Here is a 16,691-nt window from a genome sequence, read left to right as displayed (position 1 = left end):
GACCGCATGGGTCTGAACCGAAGTGGTGAGCGGTGATTTGTGCCCGAAAGGGTACTCTCATGCAGCCTTATCATTTTTTCAAATATGCATAACCCCCAAACCCACACAAAATGGAAGAGAACCAAAAGTTTTCAACTCTCCAACTTTCTGTTTGGTTGCAAAGACGGGCAGGTTCGGCTAGAATGGGGCATCACGCCCTGGCCATATCCGGCAGCGGCTTAGGATGGAAACCCGATGAAAAAGGAATACGATCCCCTGGTATGCCGGCAATTGGAGCAGGAGTTTCATGCCGCCGGGCTTTTCCGCCCATTCCGCCGGCAGCGTTACGAACCCGGCCAGCATCTGGAATTAAACCTGGAAGGGGTGTTTCCGGCCGGGCGGGGATATTGCCGGTTGGAAGTGGAGAGCTTTGTGGGCGGGGGCTTCGCGGGTCAGGTCTACCGGGTGCGTGTGGAAGAACTTTCAAGCCGGGACCCGGTAGGGGGAATCGTTGCCGGCGGCGTGTATGCCATGAAGATCCTGGTGCCGCCGTCGGGATTTTCCCGCCTGTTCCGCAACTTTTTGCACTGGGTCGGTTTTCAGGGGCCCTTTCAGCTTCAGGTGAATCCAGCGGCCGCCCGGGCGGGGTCGCTGTGGCAGGCCCTGATCCGGCGTGGGGCCTCCCTGAGAATGGGAGGTGAGGAAGCGGTCAACCGCGTGCACGCTACCTTTACCGACCCGGGCCTGGGAAGTTGTGGAGAACTGAGCGACTGGGTGGACGGGCGTACCTGGCGCCTGGAAGTGGACGACCGCCTGGACCTGTTATGGCGTCATCGCCGCGGAAAAAGAGTTTCGCCGGAAAAACTCGGTTCCCCGGAATATCGCGCCAAGAAACGCTTCATGGCCGACCTGGTGGCGTTGTTGCACGCCATGGGGGCGCGGGAGTTTGCCCGCCAATACGAGTGGAGCACCGCCAAGAGCCAGCCCAATTGTCTGAAACGCCGCGATGAGGTGGACCCGGAAAAGGGTCTGGTGGCCGTGGACTTCCGTGCCGGCCTGACCTTGTTGCCTTTCCTGCCCATGAGCCCCGGAGATGTGAAGTTGATCTGGCAGGGAATGAAACACGGCCGCCTGGTGCAGTTCGATCGCGGTAACGTAAAGAGATTAAAGGCCTTTATCGATCGCCATGCCGATACCTTCGCGGATATGGGCGGGGTGCTGGCGGAATTGGAGCAGCGGGAAAAGGAATACCGCGATTCTCTGCCCGACATTACCCACCATCATGTACGCCTGTCGTACAGCCGTCCACTCTGGTCGCGGATCTGGGCATCCGCCCGCCGGGGTTGGGAAGTGCGTGGGATTTCCGATCCCCCGGAGCCCGGCGCGGTCCGGCCTCTGAATCTGCCCCAAACCTGGCTGTTTGCACTGCTCGGCCTGATTCCCCTGCTGGGAAAGTTCCTGCGCCGCTTGTGGCGGCGCCGCGATTGGAGACGCCATTACGCGGCTTTATTCAGCCGGCGGGGGTATGTGGTCCGGGCCCTGAAAGGCAAAATCAGGGAAAAAGTTATTCGCTGGCATCGCGGCGGCCGCATGACAGCCACGCGCGCGCGAAAGGTAGCGGAATCCGTGAGCCGATACCTGGCGCACCTGCCTTTTTCGATCCTGCCCGCCGGTTTGCACCGGTTACTCACGGATCGGCGATACGCCGCCGCCCGCCTGCACCAGATCTTTGTGCGCCCGGTGCGGCTCTACTTCAGTGCTCCCCTGCGGGAGCAGTGGTTGCGCGACATGGTGGCGGAAGGCCGGCGCAAGCATATTCTCAGCGAAAAAGACGCGGATACCATTCATCATCAACTGGATGAACCGTTTATTCAGAAATACCTCAAGAGCCTGGCTGTACACGTCTGTACAATGCCGGTAACCCAGGTCGTTTCCGTAATCGTCAGCTGGATCTACGTGCGCCTGCATCCGGAACTCAGTGGTCCCGAGGTCATGGCCGCGGTGGCGGCCATTGTGGTGCTCTTTCAAATTACGCCGATTTCACCGGGTTCACTGGTGCGTGGCATCTACGTGTTGGTTTTGGTGATCCGCGAGCGCAATCTGAAAGACTACAAGATCGCCCTGCCGCTCAGTTTTTTCAAATACATCGGTTACCTGGCTTTCCCCATCCAGATGACCTACCGCTATCCAACCCTGGCGCGTTTCATGGCCGGGCATTGGGCCACCGAGGCCGTGCACGTGGTACCCGTTTTCGGCGAAGCCGGTGCCCTGTTGGAACACGCCGTGTTCAACCTCTTCTACAATTGGCCCCTCACCCTGCGCCGGCGCTTGGGAATTCTCGAGGAATACCGGCGCGAATTGAAAACGCGACGCTGGCACTTGTTTCCAGTGGTCATGGCGGCGGCATCAGCCTGGGGATTGGTGGAATGGTGGGTGCTGAAGCGTTCCGGCATCGTGTTGCGCATGGCTGATGTATGGTGGTTGGCGATGCTTCTGGCCCTGGTTGCGGGAGCGCTGGTTGCCCGGTGGGCGCGGGGTGCCGCCACGGGCTCGCGAGTCCTTCTGGCTGTCGCGGCCGGTGCTTTGCTCGGGGTTGTTTCTACGGGGGTTTCTGTCTGGATTTCAAATTCCGCCTGGGCGGCGGACGCGCACGGCATTTTCGTGACGGCTTTCTGGCGGGTGTTCGCGCTCTCCCTGGCTGCGGTTCCCGGCGCATTTCTCTCTGAATTCACCCACCCCTTGCCGGAAGGCAAGGGGGACGGATCCTAAAACAAACATAATGACCTGTTCGGCAAAAATATAGAAAATGTCAAATTGTCAAGATCCGTCCCCCTTTACTGCTTTTTGCGTTTCTCTTCAAGAAACGAATACATAACGGGAACCACGATCAAAGTGATCAGGGTTGAACTCAGCAGCCCTCCGATCACGGCCCGGGCCATGGGCGCCTGGGCTTCGCTGCCTTCACGCAGGCCGATGGCCAGGGGCAACATGGCCAGGATGGTGGTCATGGCGGTCATCAGGATGGGGCGCAGGCGCCTGCGACCGGCTTCCTCGATGGCCTCACGCACCTTCATGTTATCGCGTCTGCGCAGCAGGTTGGTGTGGTCTACCAACAGGATGGCGTTGTTGACCACGATTCCACCCAGCATGATACAGCCGATATAGGACTGCATGTTGAAAGTCGTACCCGTGATCAAGAGCATCCATACCACCCCGATCACGGCCAGGGGAACCGAGAACATGACAATGAACGGATCACGCACCGATTCATAGAGCATGGCCATGACCATGTAGACCAGCAGCAGGGCCAGCAGGATGCTGACCAGGAGTTCGCGGAACGCCTTTTGCTGTTCCTCGAAGTCTCCGGTGAAAGCGACTTCAAAGTTGCGGGGGATCGGCACATGGCGCAATCCCGCGCGGATGTCGCCCAGTACCGAGGCCAGGTCGCGGTTTTCAATCTCAGCGTTGATGGTCAACACGCGTTCACGGTCGCGGCGTTCAATGCGTTGGGGGCCGCTGCGCGGCTTTACGTCAACGATATTGCGCAAACTGACCTGGCGTCCATCGTTGTTGGTTATGGTCAGGTTGAGGATTTCGTCGATGGTCAGTTTCTCGGCGTCCTTGACTTTAACCAGGATACGGAACTCATCGCCGCCTTCCCTGAAGGTGCTGGCCTGGGTGCCGGAGAGCACGGTTTCCAGGGTGCCGCCGATGCGGTTGATCGGAAGCTTCATGTCCGCCGCCGCTTTGCGGTTGATGACCAGGAGTTCTTCGGGTTTGCCCATTTCACGGCTGAGACGGACATCGGAAATTCCGTCTACTTTTTCCACCACTGCCTTTACTCTCTGTGCCAGGGCTTCGGCGACTTCCAGGTCGAACCCCCTGATTTCCACCTGTACGCTCTCTTCATCTCCGCCGCCGCGCAGGAAAAAGATGCCGCCCGAGGCGCGGGCGCGGATCACGGTGCCGGGAATATTCTGCAGACTGCGTCGCAAAGCCGCGGCAATCTGATCGCTTGAGCGGGAGCGCTCCGACCTGGGCGTTAACTTGAGGGTGATCCTGCCGGTATGAGAGCCGCTTCGCCACCATCCCCCGCCGATACTCTCCTCGATGCTGGTCATTTCCGGTACGTCACGTCGAATAATGGAAGTGATGGTTTGAAAGCGCTCGTCGATTACGTCGAGGCGGGTACCGACTTCCATTTCAACAGATAAGCGCACCTCGCCTTCATCCGTGGCCGGCATGAATTCGCTGCCCACAAAGCGGATCAGGGCGATGCTGCCCACCAGCAAAACCAATACGATTACCACTACCCGGGCCCGGTGGTTCAGGGAAATTCGCAAAAGGTTTCGGTACCGGTTTTCCAGCGTTGCAAGGGACAGTTGGACAGCGCTGGTAACTCGAACCTTCCACTTCTCCAGTTTGGAGACGGGGCCGCTTCCGGAGCGAAGCATGCGGCTGGAAAGCATGGGAACCAGCGTGAGCGCGACGAAAAGCGAAGCAACCAGGGAAAAACTGACCACAAAAGCCAGTTGCTTGAACATGATGCCCGCTATTCCGCGCACAAAAACCATGGGCAGGAAAACCGAGAGGGTGGTTAGCGTGCTGGCCACTACCGCGGCTGACACCTCGCGTGTGCCTTCGGCCGCGGCTTTCTTGGGAAGCATGCCGCCGTCTTTCAGGCGCACAATGTTTTCCAGCACCACGATGGCGTTGTCCACCAGCATGCCGATGCCCAATGCCAGGCCTCCCAGGGTCATGATATTCAACGTGAAGCCGCCGAAGTAGATCAAAGCGAACGTGGCGACAATCGAGATGGGAATGGCGGTGGCGATGACCAGGGTGGAGCGCAAACTGCCCAGGAAGAACAGCAGGACGAAAACGGCCAGCAGACCTCCGTAGATGGCGGTGGAGCCCACATTGGTGATGGCGTTTTGAATATATGCGGAACTGTCGCGGATGGGGATCAATTGGATCTGCGGCCGGTCTTTCTGGATGCGCTCGATCTCTTTCAGCACGCCACCGGCAACCTGCACCGTGTTGGTCCCCGACTGCTTGTAGACCGCCAACCGGGTTCCGGGCACACCGTTGATGCGGATCACGCGCGTGATCTTGCGGAAGGTGTCTTCCACATCCGCGATCTCTCGCAAGCGGATGGGTACGCCGTCTCGAACCGCCACAACCGTGTCTCGAATCTCTTCCAGGTTGGTGAAAACCCCGGGAATGCGCACCAGGATTTCGTAGTTGCCGCGCTCGATCACGCCGGCGGGCAGATCGACGTTTCCCTCCCGGATCCCGGCAATGATGCGGTCCAATGCCAGTCCCAACGCCTTGATCTTGGCCACGTCCAGGTTGACCTGGATCTCGCGTTCGTGGCCTCCCCAGATATCGACCGAGGCCACGCCGGCAACCCGTTCCAGCCGGTACGAGATCTGTTCATCGATAATGCGTCGCGTCTGGATGGGATCAAGGTTGCTGAGCGCGCCGACGATCAGGATGGGAAACATGGCCGGATCGAATTTGCGCAACATCGGCCTTTCCACATCGTCAGGCAGGCGGGGGATGACTCGGTCCAGGCGTTCACGTATGTCGTCGGCCGCGGCGGAAAGATCGGTGCCCCAGGTAAACATCACGCGCACATTGCTGCTGCCTTCGGAAGAGACCGAAAACACCTCTTCCACGCCGGGGACTGCGCTCATGGCCTCTTCGATGGGCCGGGTGATGATCTGTTCGATCTCTTCGGGGCCGGTGTTTTCGTAGGAGGTCATGATGCTCAAGGTGGGAAAAGTGATGTCGGGCATCAGGTCAATGGGCAGGCGGCCGAGGGAGACCAGTCCCACGGCGACGATGGCCAGAACCAGCATAACGGTAAATACCGGCCGCCGGATCGAGAAATCAGGCAGGTTCATGGCTTACTCCCCGATGGCGGTGAAGGCTGAGTGTCCGGATTATCGCCCTCGGCCGCAGTTGGCGGCGCGACGATGATCCGGCCCTCGTTTTCCAGAAGATAATGGCCCATGACCACCACATGTCCGGACAAGTTTTCGGGTGCGACGATCTCGGTTTTCCCCGCTTCAGTTACGCCTGTCTCCACGGGAACGAAACGAGCTGTCCGGTTTTCCATGTCGGCGATAAAAACGCCCCGCACATCGTTGCGTTTGGCCAGGGCGTCAAAGGGGACAATGGTTACATCCTCCCGCCGGGCGAACTCGATTTCGATGTTGACAAACATGCCCGGTTTGAGTCGAGATTCCGGATTGTTTATTTCCACTTCCACCCGCGCCTGGCGCGAGGTTTCCTGCAATAAGGGAGCGATGCGCGCGATCCGTCCGGCAAAGCGTTCATTCGGGAAAGCATTGCTGGATATCACTGCCTGCTGCTGGATACGCAGGCGGAAATAATCCTTGTCCGTGACGTAAAAAACGGCAAGGATGGGTTGAAGTTCTACTATGGAGAGAATGGAGGTATTGGGGGAAAGCAGCGCGCCCTCGTGATTGAATCGTTCACCCACGTAGCGTACCGTGTCACCCCGGTCCCAGGAAGCGGTGATCCGGGTATAGGAAAGACGCAGTTTTGCGCTTTTTAGGGCGGCCTCGCGGTTGGCGAGTTGGGCTTTTGCAACGTTTAATCGGGCCAATTGCGCCTGGTTCTCGGCTACGGCCTGGTCCAATTGCGCATCACTGGTGATTCCGGTTTCATGAAGGGCACGGGCCCGTTCCAGGCTTCGCTGCACCATGTTCAGGGAGCTGCGGGTCTCTTCCAGGTTGGCTTTTGCCACCCGCAAGTCGGCTTCGGCCTGAATGACTTGCTGGTGATATTCCTCGTCATCCAGCAAGGCGATTAAACTGCCGCTGCGCACCGGGTCACCGATGTTTACGAACAGCCGCTCCAGGCGACCCGAGATTTTGGGCGCCACGATTACATTGGTCCTTGCCGTCAAGGTGCCGGTAAAATTTCCCAGGTCACGCAAAGAGCCTTTTTGTGTCGGGGCGACTTCAACGGCGACGGCGACGCTTCCGGGGCCGTTCCCCGGGCCCCTTTCATCTCCTGATTGTCGCAGCATCATCCAGATTGCGATCAGGAATATCAGAATGGTGACGATGATCCAGGCGGCTTTTTTTTTGTTTGCGATATGCATCATGCTGTCCTGTGGTAGCGGTAAAACATGCGGAAGCCTCTTGGCAAGGCGCTAAACACACATATTGTACGTTAAGAGCGGAAAAAAAGTTTGCGTTTGCCGTCAGTCAGAATCGGGCGCGGATTCGCTCCAGCTCGCCGAGCACCCGGGAGCGTATGCTTTCCAGGTTTTCCTCCGTGTCCGCCTCGAAGCGGATCACCAGCGCCGGCTGGGTGTTGGATGCCCGCACCAGGGCCCAGCCGAATGGAAACCGCACGCGGGCCCCGTCGATATCGATTACTTCGTACTCTTTGCGAAAGGCTTCCACAACCTGTTTCACCACGGCGAACTTGATCTCTTCGGGAATGTCCACGTACTGCTCCGGGGTGTTTACCCGGGTGGGAATGGAATCGCGCAACTCCGACAGGTTTTTTGTATGGCGGGAAAGGATTTCCAGCAGGCGCGCGCCGGTGTATACGCCGTCGTCAAACCCGTACCAGTGGTCGTTGAAAAAGACATGTCCGCTGACCTCGCCGGCCAGAACAGCGTTTTCCTCGAAAATCTTTTTCTTGATCAGGGAATGGCCGGCTTTCCACATGATGGCTTTTCCCCCGGCTTTGCGGATCTCTTCGTAAAGGACTTCCGAAGCCTTAACCTCGGAGATTACCGTGCGTCCGGGGTGACGCGAAAGCACATCCCGCGCCAGAAGCACCAGCAGCTGGTCGCCCCAGAGGATGCGGCCCCGGCCGTCCACTACCCCGATGCGGTCCGCGTCGCCGTCAAAGCCGATCCCCAGATCGGCATTGTGCTCCCGTACCGCGGCGATGAGGTCCGCCAGGTTTTCCGCTTTGGTGGGATCCGGATGGTGATTGGGGAAGCTGCCGTCCACTTCAGTGTAGAGGCCCACCACATCCACGCCCATCTTCTGGTAAAGCGGCATGGCCGTAATGCCCGCCGTGCCGTTGCCGCAGTCGATTACGGTTTTGATTTTCCGTCCCATGTCCAGTGAGGCCAGAATCTCCCGCATGTAGGTTTCGTTCATGCACACAACCTGAATGGATCCCGGCTTCTCCGGCGGAAAATCCTCGCGGCAAGCCAGGTCGTACAGTTCCCGGATCTGGTCGCCGGACAGGGTGTCATGGCCCACCATGGCCTTGAAACCGTTGTACTCGGGGGGGTTGTGGGAGGCGGTGATCATGATGCCCCCGCCCAGGTTCTTTTTGAACAGGGTGTAGTACATGACCGGAGTGGGGACAAGACCGATGTCGGTTACGTGGATGCCGTACCGGGCAAGGGTGTGGTTGACGATATCTTTGAAGTGGGGTGAAGAGGGCCGTCCGTCCATGCCGACCACGGCGGAGTCTTTTCCGGCACGTACCAACAGGGCGGCGAAAGAGGCGGCGATGCGTTCCACTACGCTATCCTGGAGCTGGGTTTTTACGATGCCGCGGATATCGTATTCGCGAAAGATGGTTTTGTCTATGGTCAACATGAGTCCTCCTCGAGTATTTAATGCCAACGGATAGCCATTATACCCCACGTCACCGGGGATTGGCAAAGTGTAGAGTGAAAAGTGAAAGAAGGAATCAAGTGACAGGTGGCAGGAAGGCAGGACAAAAAATTCAGTCGAAAGTCTAAAGTCGAAAGCAGCCTCAATGCTTTTTTTTCTACTTTCTACGTTCTACCTTCTGCTGGTACCGAAATGGCCAAGGGCGAGGGGCAAAGTCTAAAGTAAAAACAACAACCCAGAACCTTTGTCTTTCCTACAGAGACGTCCGAGGTCTCTTGTCACCTGCCTCCTGCCACCTTATTCATATACTTGTATTCCGGCCGGTCACCGGCGTATAATGGAGCCGATATGTGGCGCAAACTGACTTCCCTGGATCGGATTCTCATCCTGCTGGCCGTGGTTACGCTGTTTTCCCGGCTCTTATTTCCCGGTCCGTTCGCGTCTTTCCTTACCTGGGCCCTGGTCGCCTTGGTCCTGGTCAAGCTGACCATTCTGGCCCGGCGTCACCTGATGTGGAAGATCCGCAATCGCTTGATCTTTTCCGGGCTTTTTTTCGTGCTGGCTCCGATCATCATGGTGGGTGTATTCTTTTTGTTTCTGATCTATATCCTGATTGCCCAGTATGGAGTGGTGATTATCGACAACCTGGTTAAGCGGCAGGTTACGGAGTACAACAGCAGCGTGACCCATTATTTGAGCCTGGATGACCGCCGTCGCATGCAGGAGAGCATCCGTTTCGTCACCCGTTTCGATCCCGAGAACCTGGTGGCTGCGTTCTACGAAAAGAACGGCACCGGCGAGTATGAACCTTTCTATCGCTACCCCGCCGATATCCCGGTGGAGCGGGTGAGGCTGACCCAGTTTTCAGGCTATTTCAAACTGGGTGGGGGACTTTACCTGGGAGCGTATCGCCAGAATGAACGATTCGCCGTGCTCATGGCCATGCGCCTGGATAGCGATTTTATCCAACAACTGTCCAGGGTGAGTGATTTCCGTATCCGCCTGATTCCATGGGACCAGAATTTTCAAAGTCAGGTATCCACCCAATTGTCGGCCCTGACCGATTCCGATAGCGAGATCGTGCTCATGCCCTGGCAATACAAATTCCGCTTTATCGATCTGGACGTGTTGCACGAGCAGGGGCTGGTGGAACGCGAACATTTTTTCTGGCTCCTGATCGATTACGATCGTATTTTCGCCAAGATCCGCTCCGGGGGACAGGATACCTCCCAGATCAATGCCATGCGCTTTGTTTACTTTCTGATCGGGTTGTTTGCCACCTTTATCGTGATCTCTTTCTTTATCGGGTTCCGTATCGTGCGTGTCATTACCCGTTCAGTCAACCAGTTGCACCTGGGAACGCGTCAGATCCGGCGTGGGGATTTCAACGCGCGTGTCCGCGTCCGCGGCGGCGGGCAGTTGGCGGATCTGGCGGATTCGTTCAACGAGATGGCTTCGGGAATCAAACGCCTGCTGCAGGAAGAGAAAAAGAAACAGCGCCTGGAAGGCGAATTGCAGACGGCTCGGCGCATCCAGTTGAAGCTGTTGCCGCAAGATACATTCAGCACGCCTGAGTTGGATATCGCGGCGGTCAATATCCCCGCTCTGGAGATCGCAGGTGATTACTTTGACTATTTTTATGATCCCGGCCGCAGCCTGACCATGTTGGTGGCCGACGTTTCCGGCAAAGGTGCATCCGCAGCCTTCTACATGGCGGAGTTGAAGGGGGTGGTCAATTACCTTCAAAGCCGAAAACTTTCCCTGGCGCAGTTGCTGGCCCATTGTCATGAGAGTCTCAAGCGCACATTTGATCGCAAGACCTTTATTACCGTGAGCATGGCGCGCTTTGACCTCTGTTCCCGGGAATTCGTCTTTGCCCGGGCCGGTCATACCCGGGGATTGTTTTACCAGGCGGCCACCCATAAATGCCGACAATTGTATCCGGAAGGTATGGCCATAGGTCTGCCCCATTTCGATGGCGGCCGTATCCAGGAGTCCCGCACTACCTGGGCGGCCGGCGATATCCTGTTGCTGTTTTCCGACGGTCTTTCCGAGATTATGAACGCCGGCGGTGAAATGCTGGGATTGGATCGCCTGGAGAAAGTGGTGAGCGAAAACTCCCAGGCTACGGCCAGTGAGATTCGCCAGCGCCTGTTGGATTTCAGCGTGAAGTACAGCGGCGGAGGGGATCACAGTGATGACCTGACCTTTATGGTCCTGAAAATGAAATGATGAACGAATTGCAACGCCTGCTGGGCCATACTTTCCGCAACGAAGATTTGTTGCGGGAAGCATTGACCCATCGCTCTTTCCACGAAGGCAGCAAAAAGGCGTTACCGGACAACGAGAAACTGGAGTTTCTGGGGGATTCGGTTATCAACCTGGTGGTTACTGAATTCCTTTTTCGTCGTTTCCGGGATGCGCGGGAGGGCGAACTCTCCAAACTCAAGGCCCACCTGGTGTCCAGCAATTTTCTTTTCCAGGTCGCACGCACCATCCGCTTGGGAGATTTCGTGCTCCTGGGGCGGGGAGAAGAGCAAAACAACGGTCGCCGCAACCGTCGCATCGTGGCTTCCACATTCGAAGCCCTGGCAGGGGCCGTCTACCTGGACGGCGGCTTTCGCGCGGCCCGAACCGTGTTGCTGCCCTTTTTCCAGAGCGCCATTGATGAGATGGGGCGGGAAGGGCGGCGCATCCGCATCAACGATTTCAAATCCGAATTGCAGGAGCGGATGCAGTCACGCAAAGATTCCCCCCCGGAATACCATCTGATCGCTGAACGGGGCAAACTTCCGCGGATGGAATTCACCATGGCGGTAATGATCGGAGGCAAGGAGTTCGCACGGGGAGTGGGAGAAACCCGGCGACAAGCTGAGCAGGACGCGGCCAGCAGGGCGTTGCACAAAATGGACGGCGTTCCCGTAGATGGTCAGTTGTCCAGTGTGTTTTTCCTGACCCATGATTAGATTGCTTCGCATTGACGGTTTGGAGATCCTTCTCAACGCGGATCAGATCCATACAATCTCTTCGCACCCGGATGGCGGAACAAAGATTCGATTGCTTGATGGAGAGGAACTGCGGGTAAAGAACCACCACGCTGATATCACCACCAAGGTCGAAGCGTGGATTCTGGGTCGACGAAAGGAAGAGATTCCCGGTGATTTTTTACCACTGAAACCAACCCCTAAAAAGCGGTAACCGGGCGGGTTTGCCCCTTTGCGGCCGTTGCTTTGCGGCTTGATTTTTCCTTGTCCCTCCATTACAATGCGCGTATGAAGGATTATTACCGCGTTCTTGGTGTGGAACGCAAGGCAACGCTGGCGGAGATTAAAAAAGCGTATCGCAAGCTGGCCCGAAAACACCATCCGGATCTGAATCCCGGAGACAAGGCGGCTGAACAGCGTTTCAAAGAAATTACCGAGGCGTACGAAGTACTTAAAGATCCGCAAAAGCGCAAGCAGTATGACACTTTCGGCCGGGTGGGGCCCGAAGCCGGCACCCAACGGCCGGGTGGGGGATTCCGCGGCTTTGATTTCAACTCCGGGGGTAGCGGCTCCTTCGGGGATATATTTGAAACCATTTTCGGCGGAGCGGGTGGGTTCTCCGGGCGGCAGAGCCGTGAAGCCGCAGCATCCCGTCCGGTGCCGGGGGAAGATCTGAATTACTCGATTACCCTCAGTTTCATGGATGCCATCAACGGCATTGAGACCCCGATCCAATTGACCCGCCGCATTCCCTGCGATGTGTGCAAGGGGTCTGGAACGACTCCCGGATCCAGCCGCATGGTTTGTCCGGAATGCCACGGCACGGGGCAGGTTCAACGGCAAACGGGATTCATGACTTTCGCTTCTCCCTGTTCCCGCTGTGGCGGCAGCGGCAGTCTCAGCGGCAGCCCGTGTTCTCGTTGCGGCGGAGACGGACGGTTAGAGACCCTCTCACGCTTTCGGGTACGCATTCCTCCGGGAGTGGATTCCGGATCCCGGGTACGGCTGGCCGGTAAGGGCAATGCCGGTCGTCACGGCGGTCCACCCGGAGATTTGATCATCACCATCCAGGTGACGCCCCATGCTTTTTTCCGTCGCAACGGCAACGACCTGGAAATGCAGCTTCCCGTCACTTATACCGAAGCCGCGCTGGGAGCCAAAGTGCCGGTGCCCACACTGAGTGGAACCACGTTGCTCAAAATTCCGCCGGGCATTCAATCCGGCCGCCGCCTGCGTCTCAAGAACAAAGGTATTCAGAATCTCCAGGGTCGCGCCCGGGGGGACATGATCGTTGAGGTCCAGATCGCGCCACCTCCCACCACGGACATCGAAATTCGCCGCCTGCTGAAGCAACTGGAAGAAACGGCCGCATACAATCCGCGGGAGGAACTGGGGGTATGAAAGAACGAACCTATATGATCTCCGCGGTGGCCCAACGTTTTGACATTCATCCCCAGACCCTCCGGCTGTACGAACGAGAGGGATTGCTGATCCCGTCGCGGACCAAGGGAAACACCCGGGTTTACACGGATCGCGACCTGGAACGCCTGGGGTTCATCCTGGTGTTGTCCCGGGAGATGGGAGTCAATCTGGCGGGAATTGAAATCATCCTGAACATGCGGCGGAAAATGGAGATCATGCAGGAACAGTTTTCGTGTTTCATCGATGAATTGAAAAAGGAATTCAAAGACAAAGAGCATCTTTTTGATGAAAAGCGCAACGCCATCGTCAAGTTCACCTCGCCGTTGGTTGCCCCGTTCAAAGAGGATAATGAGCGCGACTAGGGACCGGGAGTCGCTGGATTCTCTCAACCTCTATTTCCAAAAAGTGAAAACCATCGCGGTATTGAGCGCGGAAGAGGAACGTGAATTGATTATCCGTGCCAAGAAGGGCGATGAAGAGGCATTTAAAAAGATCATTGTCGCCAACCAGAAACTGGTGGTAAAAGAAGCATTGAAATACTACTTCAAGGGTGAGAATTTTCTCGATCTCATCAACGAAGGCAACAAGGGGTTGATCGAAGCCTTAAAACGTTTTGACACCGACCGCGACAACCGTTTCTATACCTATGCCATCTGGTGGGTGCGCAGCGAAATCCGCCGTTACCTGTCCAAGAACCAGAACATCATCTCTTTTCCGGATATTTTCTACAACGACTATCTGAATTTCAAAAAGGTTTTCTTTAATCTGACGCGCAAACTCAAGCGCAAACCCACGGAGAATGAGTTGTCTGAGGCACTGGGGATTCCGGTTAAAAAGGTCAAGGTAATGCTTTCCGTGCCGGACGAGATCATCAGCCTGGACAAGAACATGATGGATGGCCGGGAGACCCTCCTCTCAAACTACATTCCGGATGAGTCGGTTGTTGATCCGCAAGACGAGTTTCTGGGAGTGTCTTTAAACAACCTGATCCGTGAGGATATCGAGGATTTGACTCCCAAGGAAGCCGGCGTGGTGAAGATGCGTTACGGTTTTGGGGAAGAGGACCCCATGAAACTGCGGGAGATCGCCAAAAAAATGAGCATGAGCCCGGAAGGTGTGCGCCGCATTGAGATGAAGGCTCTGGCCAAATTGAAAAAAAAACTTCTGGTTCAGGGCATATACGGGGTACTGAACTGATGCCGGAACGCTGTCCATTGTGCCGGGAAACCGGTTGGGTTATTCACGAAAAAGACGGGCACGAATACGCCGAACCGTGTGAATGTCAGGCCATGAATCGTTTGATTGCCGTGGAGAAGCGGCTCAATATCCCGGCTCGCTTTCAAGGCACCGACCTGCGGGGATTTGCCGCGAGCAAGCCCAATTCCGCTCTCAAGCAGGTGATTGTCAGGGTAAAACGTTTTGTGAACGATTACCCGGCGGTGGATAAAGGACTGCTTTTTCAGGGAGATATCGGGGTGGGCAAGACCAAGATGCTGTGCGCCATTGCCGGAGAGTTGCTGAACCGCCGCCCTGGAATGGATCTGTACTACATCGATTGGAATGATCTGGTGCGGGAAATGCGCAGCGGAGAAGACCATTCCAGCCGTGATTTCTCCACCATTCATCATCTGGTGCAGCGCCTGGCCCGGGCGGACCTGTTGTTGTTTGACGAAGTGGGCGCGTCCCGGGTCAGCCCCTGGGTGCAGGACAACATCTACTATATCATTAACCGGCGTTACAATGCGGGAAGACTGACCTGTTGCGCGACAAATTTTTACGACGAGAGCGCAGACGGTGGTGAGACACTGGAACAAAGACTGGGGCTGCGCATTCGCAGCCGCTTGTTTGAAATGACCCAAGCCCTGGTAATCCCCGGTACCGATTACCGGCGCCGCTGGGGATAGGAGGCCGCTGACATGAGCCATGACATGACCGCTATCAACGAAAGCGTCCGGCAGGAAAGCCAGGTGGTGGAGCGTATCCTGATGGAGATGGGCCAGGTCATCGTGGGCCAGCGGGACTTGCTGGAACGCATGATTATTGCTCTGTTGAATTCAGGACATATCCTTCTGGAAGGTGTGCCCGGGTTGGCCAAAACCCTGGCTGTGAAGACCCTGGCAAGGGTTTTGGACCTGAGGTTCAGCCGTATCCAGTTTACCCCCGATCTGCTTCCCGCGGACCTGACCGGCACCATGGTGTTCAACCCCAGAACATCCGAGTTTTCTACCAAGAAGGGCCCGGTATTCACCAATCTGCTGCTCGCGGATGAAATCAACCGCGCTCCCGCCAAGGTACAGAGCGCGCTGTTGGAAGCCATGCAGGAGTTGCAGGTGACCATCGGGGATAACAGCCATGCCATTGTTCCTCCCTTTATGGTCATGGCCACCCAGAATCCGATTGAACAGGAAGGGACCTATCCACTGCCTGAAGCCCAGGTGGACCGTTTCCTCATGAAGGCCCGCGTGGATTACCCCAGCCTGGAAGAGGAACGTGCCATTGTGGAACGCATGGCGGATAGCGAGGACTTGGAAGTGACGGCCGTGTGCACCGAAGAAGATGTTTTTCGCATGCAACAGGCCGTGCGCATGGTTTACGTGGATGAGAAGATCCGGGAGTACATCCTGAACCTGGTTTTCGCCACCCGTGATCCCGCCGCGGCCGGAGTCAAAAAACTGGCGCCCATGATTCGTTTCGGGGCATCCCCGCGGGCATCCATCTTTTTAACCCGCACGGCCCGTGCCCTGGCGTTTATTCGCCGCAGGGGATATGTGACGCCCGAGGATGTCAAAGAGGTCGGGCGCGATGTGTTGCGTCACCGCCTGATTTTGACCTACGAGGCCGAGGCTGAAGAGCTGACCGCCGATGATCTGATCACGGAAATTTTCGACAACGTGGTGGTTCCCTGAAGGGGTCGCCCAGGTGAGATGAATGGCCAAGAAAAAGAAAAAACAACTGCGCCAGCGGATTAATCCTGAGAAGTCCAACAAAATGATCTACGCCGTGGGGGGAGGACTGTTTGTGGTCATGTCCATGGTCCTGCTGCTGATGTTGCGCAGCGGGGAAATGCCCGAAAATCCCGCCGAGATCATGAAAAGCAGCTTGGGATACGTGGAAAAGACCGACGGCGTGCTGGACGTGCAAACCGATGCCGAAGCCGCAAGGGTGGTTATCGTTTACGAGCCGGCGGAGCGGGTAAACATCGTCCAGGTGGCTCAATACGCGGGCGTAAGGGTCTCTCACCGCTTGCCGGACCGGGAAGTGGAGATTCGCCTCAGTCGTTTCCGTCCGGAAAACGTGGAGTATCAATTCTGGGTGTTGAACGGTCGGGTGGTGCGTTACAAGGTCGTGGAAGGAGGGCCATCCCCGGAAAGTTTGCCCACGGATTCCCCACTGCCGGTTGAACCAATAAAGTAATCACCACAATCGTTGCAATAGTATTGCGTTTGCAGAGGAGAACGGGCGCACTTGTGTGATTCTTTCCAGCGGATGATCAGCGCCGCCGCCGCGGTAAATAACAGCACGGTCAGGGGATAGGCCAGGTAGGCGTAGATCAGAAAAGCGAAATAGGTTCCCAGTACCAGCAAAGCGGTAATCAATACCAGGGGCAGGGTATCGTGACTGCGGTGATCGGATTCATTCTCAGCCCGGACCACGGCCATGGATCCACATCGGGGGCATG

General features: G+C 56.8%; 14 protein-coding genes. 10 read left to right on the top strand and 4 right to left on the bottom strand.

Annotation, left to right across the window (positions count from 1 at the left end):
• Positions 1 to 234: 234 nt before the first annotated feature.
• On the top strand, positions 235 to 2,748 hold the full coding sequence (locus ENN40_05715) for a hypothetical protein (protein ID HDP94842.1): 2,514 nt from the start codon (positions 235 to 237) through the stop codon (positions 2,746 to 2,748).
• Between the two features lie 65 nt (positions 2,749 to 2,813).
• Here ENN40_05715 and ENN40_05710 read toward each other — a convergent pair whose 3' ends face one another.
• The 3 genes from ENN40_05710 to ENN40_05700 form a co-directional block, all read right to left on the bottom strand.
• Positions 2,814 to 5,888 (bottom strand): efflux RND transporter permease subunit, encoded by a 3,075-nt coding sequence (locus tag ENN40_05710; GenBank protein ID HDP94841.1) that lies wholly within the window; start codon positions 5,886 to 5,888, stop codon positions 2,814 to 2,816.
• Positions 5,885 to 7,120 carry an efflux RND transporter periplasmic adaptor subunit gene (locus tag ENN40_05705; GenBank protein HDP94840.1) on the bottom strand — a complete coding sequence of 412 codons (1,236 nt, stop codon included), beginning with the start codon at positions 7,118 to 7,120 and terminating at the stop codon, positions 5,885 to 5,887. The genes ENN40_05710 and ENN40_05705 overlap by 4 nt, the downstream gene beginning before the upstream one ends.
• Positions 7,121 to 7,223: 103 nt before the next feature.
• On the bottom strand, positions 7,224 to 8,579 hold the full coding sequence (locus ENN40_05700; protein HDP94839.1) for a phosphomannomutase/phosphoglucomutase: 1,356 nt from the start codon (positions 8,577 to 8,579) through the stop codon (positions 7,224 to 7,226).
• A gap of 375 nt (positions 8,580 to 8,954) precedes the next feature.
• On the opposite strand from ENN40_05700, the gene ENN40_05695 reads away from it, so the two are divergent.
• From ENN40_05695 to ENN40_05655, 9 genes are all read left to right on the top strand, one after another.
• Positions 8,955 to 10,838 carry a HAMP domain-containing protein gene (locus tag ENN40_05695; protein ID HDP94838.1) on the top strand — a complete coding sequence of 628 codons (1,884 nt, stop codon included), beginning with the start codon at positions 8,955 to 8,957 and terminating at the stop codon, positions 10,836 to 10,838.
• Positions 10,835 to 11,572, top strand: a complete 738-nt coding sequence (rnc, locus tag ENN40_05690) for a ribonuclease III (GenBank protein HDP94837.1) — start codon at positions 10,835 to 10,837, stop codon at positions 11,570 to 11,572. Before ENN40_05695 ends, rnc begins: the two co-directional genes overlap by 4 nt.
• Positions 11,565 to 11,804, top strand: coding sequence for a hypothetical protein (locus ENN40_05685; protein ID HDP94836.1), 240 nt, complete (start codon positions 11,565 to 11,567; stop codon positions 11,802 to 11,804). The genes rnc and ENN40_05685 overlap by 8 nt, the downstream gene beginning before the upstream one ends.
• 74 nt (positions 11,805 to 11,878) lie before the next feature.
• The gene (dnaJ, locus tag ENN40_05680) at positions 11,879 to 12,991 is read left to right on the top strand and encodes a molecular chaperone DnaJ (GenBank protein HDP94835.1); all 1,113 of its coding nucleotides are present in this window, start codon (positions 11,879 to 11,881) and stop codon (positions 12,989 to 12,991) included.
• Positions 12,988 to 13,374: a MerR family transcriptional regulator gene (locus ENN40_05675; protein HDP94834.1), complete on the top strand. Its 387-nt coding sequence runs from the start codon at positions 12,988 to 12,990 to the stop codon at positions 13,372 to 13,374. The genes dnaJ and ENN40_05675 overlap by 4 nt, the downstream gene beginning before the upstream one ends.
• Positions 13,298 to 14,209: an RNA polymerase sigma factor RpoD/SigA gene (locus tag ENN40_05670; GenBank protein ID HDP94833.1), complete on the top strand. Its 912-nt coding sequence runs from the start codon at positions 13,298 to 13,300 to the stop codon at positions 14,207 to 14,209. Before ENN40_05675 ends, ENN40_05670 begins: the two co-directional genes overlap by 77 nt.
• Positions 14,209 to 14,916 carry an ATP-binding protein gene (locus ENN40_05665; protein HDP94832.1) on the top strand — a complete coding sequence of 236 codons (708 nt, stop codon included), beginning with the start codon at positions 14,209 to 14,211 and terminating at the stop codon, positions 14,914 to 14,916. The genes ENN40_05670 and ENN40_05665 overlap by 1 nt, the downstream gene beginning before the upstream one ends.
• Positions 14,917 to 14,928: 12 nt before the next feature.
• Positions 14,929 to 15,918 (top strand): MoxR family ATPase, encoded by a 990-nt coding sequence (locus ENN40_05660; protein ID HDP94831.1) that lies wholly within the window; start codon positions 14,929 to 14,931, stop codon positions 15,916 to 15,918.
• A 22-nt stretch (positions 15,919 to 15,940) separates the two neighbouring features.
• On the top strand, positions 15,941 to 16,426 hold the full coding sequence (locus ENN40_05655) for a hypothetical protein (GenBank protein HDP94830.1): 486 nt from the start codon (positions 15,941 to 15,943) through the stop codon (positions 16,424 to 16,426).
• On the opposite strand, the gene ENN40_05650 is transcribed toward ENN40_05655, so the two are convergent.
• A complete protein-coding gene (locus ENN40_05650; GenBank protein ID HDP94829.1) occupies positions 16,348 to 16,671 on the bottom strand; it encodes a hypothetical protein in 324 nt (107 codons plus the stop codon). The two genes, ENN40_05655 and ENN40_05650, sit on opposite strands and share 79 nt — an antisense overlap.
• Positions 16,672 to 16,691: the final 20 nt, after the last annotated feature.

The organism is Candidatus Aminicenantes bacterium, from assembly GCA_011049425.1.
Classification (GTDB): Bacteria; Acidobacteriota; Aminicenantia; order UBA2199; family UBA2199; genus UBA876.
The sequence above is the reverse complement of the archived record's forward strand: the minus strand, read 5'-3'. Positions and strand labels throughout refer to the sequence as shown.

Bases quoted from the DNA above. Each gene is read 5' to 3' on its own strand.
- ENN40_05695 (HDP94838.1), top strand. From the start codon at position 8,955: ATGTGGCGCAAACTGACTTCCCTGGATCGGATTCTCATCCTGCTGGCC.
- ENN40_05685 (HDP94836.1), top strand. From the start codon at position 11,565: ATGATTAGATTGCTTCGCATTGACGGTTTGGAGATCCTTCTCAACGCG.
- ENN40_05660 (HDP94831.1), top strand. From the start codon at position 14,929: ATGAGCCATGACATGACCGCTATCAACGAAAGCGTCCGGCAGGAAAGC.
- ENN40_05675 (HDP94834.1), top strand. From the start codon at position 12,988: ATGAAAGAACGAACCTATATGATCTCCGCGGTGGCCCAACGTTTTGAC.
- ENN40_05705 (HDP94840.1), bottom strand. From the start codon at position 7,120: ATGATGCATATCGCAAACAAAAAAAAAGCCGCCTGGATCATCGTCACC.
- ENN40_05655 (HDP94830.1), top strand. From the start codon at position 15,941: ATGGCCAAGAAAAAGAAAAAACAACTGCGCCAGCGGATTAATCCTGAG.
- ENN40_05670 (HDP94833.1), top strand. From the start codon at position 13,298: ATGAAAAGCGCAACGCCATCGTCAAGTTCACCTCGCCGTTGGTTGCCC.
- ENN40_05650 (HDP94829.1), bottom strand. From the start codon at position 16,671: ATGGCCGTGGTCCGGGCTGAGAATGAATCCGATCACCGCAGTCACGAT.
- dnaJ (HDP94835.1), top strand. From the start codon at position 11,879: ATGAAGGATTATTACCGCGTTCTTGGTGTGGAACGCAAGGCAACGCTG.
- ENN40_05715 (HDP94842.1), top strand. From the start codon at position 235: ATGAAAAAGGAATACGATCCCCTGGTATGCCGGCAATTGGAGCAGGAG.
- rnc (HDP94837.1), top strand. From the start codon at position 10,835: ATGATGAACGAATTGCAACGCCTGCTGGGCCATACTTTCCGCAACGAA.
- ENN40_05665 (HDP94832.1), top strand. From the start codon at position 14,209: ATGCCGGAACGCTGTCCATTGTGCCGGGAAACCGGTTGGGTTATTCAC.
- ENN40_05710 (HDP94841.1), bottom strand. From the start codon at position 5,888: ATGAACCTGCCTGATTTCTCGATCCGGCGGCCGGTATTTACCGTTATG.